This is a genomic window from Frankia sp. Cppng1_Ct_nod (assembly GCF_920656135.1).
Classification (GTDB): domain Bacteria; phylum Actinomycetota; class Actinomycetes; order Frankiales; family Frankiaceae; genus Protofrankia; species Protofrankia meridionalis.
In genome coordinates, this window is the sequence record NZ_CAKKTK010000117.1 from 1 (window position 1) to 4671 (window position 4671).

Consider the following 4671-nt stretch of genomic DNA (forward strand, 5'->3'; position numbering starts at 1 on the left):
GATCCGAGCGACTGACCCACCGCTGCTCAATGTCGTTCTCAACGAGTCGATCTTGCATCGTCCCATGGGCGGCCCGAAGGCGCTCGCACAGCAACTCGAACGGATCGCAGACGTAAACCGGCTGCCTAATGTCACGATCAAAATAATGCCGTTCAGTACCGGCCTACACGCGGGTGTCACGTCAGGACCGTTCGTCGTCCTTCGGTTTCCCGAGAACGGAACCGGGCGAACGGGAGAACCGCCAACAGTTTATGTGGAGGGACTTACTGGAGCATTGTATCTAGAAAAAGATCGCGAAGTGGCGCAATACGAAGCTTCGTTCAGCGCGATGTGGGAATCTGCGGCAGACCGGGACACGAGCACAAAGATGCTCATTGACCGAGCTAGGAGGCTCAAACTATGAACAGCAGTTACGATCTGTCCGGCGCAGTGTGGCGCAAGAGCAGCTACAGCAACGCCAAAGGTGAATGTGTCGAGGTGGCATTCCTTGACAGTGGCCTTATCGCACTACGGGACAGTAAGGGCAATGGAGTCGGTCCCGTACTGGTCTTCACCGGTGCGGAATGGTCGGCCTTCGTCCACGGTGTGACAGACGGAGAGTTCACCGCCTGACAGCCGATTACGAAACCGGAATACGCCAAGAAAGCGCCACGGCACGTCTTCACTATATTTTTCCCGTGGCGCCCTAAGCAGGCGACCGGACGGGCAGAAAGTCCGACCGAGCTACGAGAAGGATAGGATCCTACTTTGTCGAAAGTCCGCCCGAAACTGGATCTCAGGTCCGGGTCCTACGACGATGTCTTGGAACGTGTCGAGCGGTCACTAAACGTCCACCTCGATCGAACCATGATGGTCCGCAAGCGGCGCACGATCAGCGTTGCCAGCGATAAAGATACCTGGGTCCGTGTCGAGGTTCGATCCCCAGAGAAGATAACCGGCCAGGGATGGAACGGAACAGAGACCTCGTCGATGCTTCATGGAGTGGCTCGACCCGAATGGAGGCAAAGCGTCTCCTGGAACGATTCAGATCAGGATCGAATGTGGAGAGCCGACGAGACAGATTTCGTCTCGGACCACCCGGTCAAACCCGGTGGCATCCTCACCACCTATCCTGATCTTTCTGAGAAGTGGTGGGCGACGCTGAGATCTTCGCTAACCGCGCTTTCCAAAAATTCAACCACTCGGCGCGCCACTCCTCACACCGAGAAAATAACACAAGCACGGATAGACTTGACAATCAGCCGAGTTTTTGGCGGCAAGATCGACACAGTGGTCGAGCAGTGGTCGGCCTCGCACGCCGACCTAAATTGGGCGAACCTCACAGCGCCAGAATGTATTTTGCTTGACTGGGAAGACTGGGGAATGGCACCTAGTGGTTTGGACCCAGCGAACCTATGGGTCAACAGCCTGGCGATTCCTGATCTGGCCAACCGCGTCCACCAAGAGTACAGAGAGGAACTAGAAAGCAAGACCGGAAAGATCATGACTCTGTTTCTGTGTGCGGACATTGTTAGTGCACCCGCCTCGTATTCAGGGCCGCTTCACGATCCGGCCCGCCAGGCAGTCGAAAGACTCGTGAAAGACCTTCAACTGTGAGACTTTTTCTCGCGGAGGAGCTGTCGATAGCGGGCGATCTGATCCAAGTCAACTTTTAATGATTCGGCCGCCACGAGTTCTCTCAGGTGGTCTATGCGCCCGGAGCTTACGGATATTCGTGTTACTTTTGGTAGCTCGTATGACGCACGAAAGACGGCCTGCACATTTGAGCCCTGTTCATCTTGACAAAGAAACGTGGCCGCTTTGATTTTCTTCCAGACGTCGCGCGCGGCGTCACCACCGAACGGGCTCATGCCCCACAACCGGTTGGGCGGGATACCCAGACGTTCCGCCGTCCGCTCACTCGCGTCAAGCTGGTCAGACGGCACCGTCAGTCCGGCGCGGACCATGAGCACTTCTGGCGTGAGAGCCTTCGCGAAGGGATCACCATCAAGCGCTTGGATCAGCGGCCCCGCATCCCAGGACGATATTCCCCACGACGCGCACAAACCCGCGGTCACCGCTTCGTTCAGCACGGCGCATGCCGCGTCCAAACGGTCACGGGCGTGTGTGGGGCCGATTCCCACAAGGGACTTCTCAGGATTGTGCAGAAAGATGACGTCCGGGGTGCGTCCAAGATCGATCACTGATTCCTCCACCGCACGGCGAAGCCGACCGGGAGCGAGGGAGTGCGCTACCCGTCCGGACTCTCGGAAGAAGCCGACTTTTGTCGAGACGGAGAACATGGGTAGTAAATCGCTCGCGGCGCTTGAGAGAATGCGATGCGAGTTGAATTCTCGATAGTTGTAACTGGTGTCCAAGGATCGAATGCCAACTGTGAGGGCGTGCTCTAAAACTTGTCGTCTGTGGTCAGACCGATATAGCCCGAGAATAGTTCCGGGGTCAGTTCCGCGCATATGCCCTCCCGGACTAGTATCTCCCCGAGGCGCTCGCCGTCGACCCCCGCTTCGGACGACACGTAGTCGAGGCGTACAGGATCACCTGACAGAAGCAGTTCGAGGGCTGATACCGCTTTCCTGGTGAAGATGATCCGTTTCTCCGTTGTTGTGACCGTCGCCGTATCTCCTCGGGCCTCTATCCGAGGCGGAAAATCGGTGACACAGACGACCGCGGATGGAGGACCAAATACGCCAGCCGTGGAGACATGCCGGCCTGGGGAGGTGGCATGGGCCACGGATGCCACGTAATGGGCCGGCGGATATGACGTAAGAAGACGCGACGCGGCAATGATAAGTGTTTCGTGTTCCCGTTGATGTTCATTCTGGTCATTTTCCTGTCGATTCAGATCCTCCCGAAATACCTCTTCGCGGCGCGACTGGTCCGCAAGCCAGGCCAACCAATCCACGCCAGTTCTATTCGTGAATCCAAAGGTAGCATGAAGACTAAACCCGTCGCTTCTGCCGGCACGGTTCGCCCGATGCCAATGACCCCGGGGAATATGCAACACGTCGCCGGACTTCACGACGCCGGACCACACGATTTCTTCGGGAGGCTCAACATTGGGTGCGGCGTCGCGGTACATGGGAGAACTGCGGGACGGACCCCGGATTTCCCAATCTTTGTCGCCGGCTAACTGTACGACGATTACATCGTGATCGTCCCAATGAAGAGAGAAGCCCGCCGCATCACCCGTTGTGAGGTATGCGTTCGCCTGCACAGGCGCACGCAACCACCATTGAAACGCCCTGCATGCAACCTCTAGCGTCGAATCAAAATGGTTCACTGCGTCCAACACGACTGTGCAGCCGGATTGCATTAGCTGGGCCAGTCGACGCATATCGACCATCGGCGTGACTTGCCCTCGCCTCGTTGTGTTCATTTGAAGCAAGGAGTTTGGGTGCAATTCTGATTCATTCTGAACGCACCGTATCTGGGGCGAGACCAGACTTCGTCTCATTATCAGATCAAGAAATCTGGTCGGCGTGAGCACCCTAGGGCATAGCTCCGGATTAGGTAGGGTGCCTCGCAGGAACCGGGAATGTGACGAGCTGGGTCCGGACCATGCCAGCGCGGTCTTTATATCGCGGATGAGCTGATGATCCATGAACATCCTTTACGTGGTGGCTCCTTCGACCCGTAACCCAGCTCGCCACGGAACACCCAAACCGAAACAGATGAAAGGCGGGCGGGTAGTGCAGCGACGGCTAGCTCTAAGGCTTTAGCCGTCCCTGTTTTCGCCGCTGTCGCCAGCGGCCCCATCGGAGGTTTGGAAGTCGCTGCGATCCTGGATCGTGGCCAACTCCTCGACGGCAAGGATGAGGTCATCCGGTGGTGTCATTGTGCTGGTCTCCTTCCGTGGATATCACGCTGTTGCGTGGCCCCCGCGACGATAGCCAGAAATCGAGGCACCTTGCATTCCGGATCCTGGTTGATTGCGGGCAGCGACAGACAGATTACCGGACTGCTCTCGGAGCTGCGACCGCTTTCGAGAACTTTTTCGGTGACGATGGCAGCAGGTACCGGCCGAGCTGCGGCGGACGGTCGAGCCCGTCATCGTGGTGCCGGCTGGCATCCACTCCTTCGATTTGAGGATAGTCCATCACTCGAAATGAAAGACTCCGGTCGCTGTTTCGCGTCTTGGGCTCGCGCTCGCGCCGGTGCTCGACCGGCGGGCGCTGTGCCGATTGCGTCCGCGTACTCCCGGACCGGCCGACAAGTCTGGTTGTCGCTCAAGATCACCGTGTCGGGCGGACGTCAGCGAGGACAGTCACGATGGACTACGCCGGGGCGCCGGTGGTCGGCCTGGTCGGGTGGGAACGGTTCGCCAAGTTGTCGCCGGGCGTCGTCCCCCGGCCGGGCCAGGCAGCACCGGGCGCGGGTCTCCCGTGGCGCCATGGTGAGCCCATAAGGGCAGGGCGTCGGTCAGGTTCAGCCGGCGCTGGTGGGCCAACGCCCGTTGCCGCGTCGGGCGCCACCGTCGGCGCGTCACCACTCCCGGCCGGAGCGTGGACGTGAAACGGCGCGGGCTGGTGCTCAAAGGGGCACGTCTCGCGGCCATCGAAGCGGCCTCACACCGGGCCGGGGGTAGCCCACCGGGGGCAACCAGGTAGCGGCCACGCACCCATGCACCCATGCACCCACCCCGCGCACCCCCGCGACCAGCGCAAACACTCG

Annotated in this window: 5 protein-coding genes; 3 read left to right on the forward strand and 2 right to left on the reverse strand. The window is 59.2% G+C overall.

What is annotated here, in order from left to right:
- The 3 genes from NBW77_RS21060 to NBW77_RS21070 all read left to right on the forward strand — a co-directional run.
- A partial coding sequence (locus NBW77_RS21060; RefSeq protein WP_250280206.1) for a DUF5753 domain-containing protein occupies positions 1 to 403 on the forward strand: 403 nt, incomplete at its 5' end.
- Complete coding sequence (locus NBW77_RS21065; protein ID WP_131745658.1) at positions 400 to 612, forward strand: DUF397 domain-containing protein; 213 nt, start codon at positions 400 to 402, stop codon at positions 610 to 612. The genes NBW77_RS21060 and NBW77_RS21065, both read left to right, overlap by 4 nt.
- Before the next feature lie 189 nt (positions 613 to 801).
- Positions 802 to 1596, forward strand: coding sequence for a hypothetical protein (locus NBW77_RS21070; protein WP_207386860.1), 795 nt, complete (start codon positions 802 to 804; stop codon positions 1594 to 1596).
- Here the strand turns inward: NBW77_RS21070 and NBW77_RS21075 are convergent.
- On the reverse strand, positions 1587 to 2453 hold the full coding sequence (locus NBW77_RS21075) for an aldo/keto reductase (protein ID WP_131745660.1): 867 nt from the start codon (positions 2451 to 2453) through the stop codon (positions 1587 to 1589). The genes NBW77_RS21070 and NBW77_RS21075 overlap by 10 nt on opposite strands.
- The gene (locus NBW77_RS21080; protein WP_242605627.1) at positions 2387 to 3214 is read right to left on the reverse strand and encodes a JmjC domain-containing protein; all 828 of its coding nucleotides are present in this window, start codon (positions 3212 to 3214) and stop codon (positions 2387 to 2389) included. Before NBW77_RS21080 ends, NBW77_RS21075 begins: the two co-directional genes overlap by 67 nt.
- Positions 3215 to 4671: the final 1457 nt, after the last annotated feature.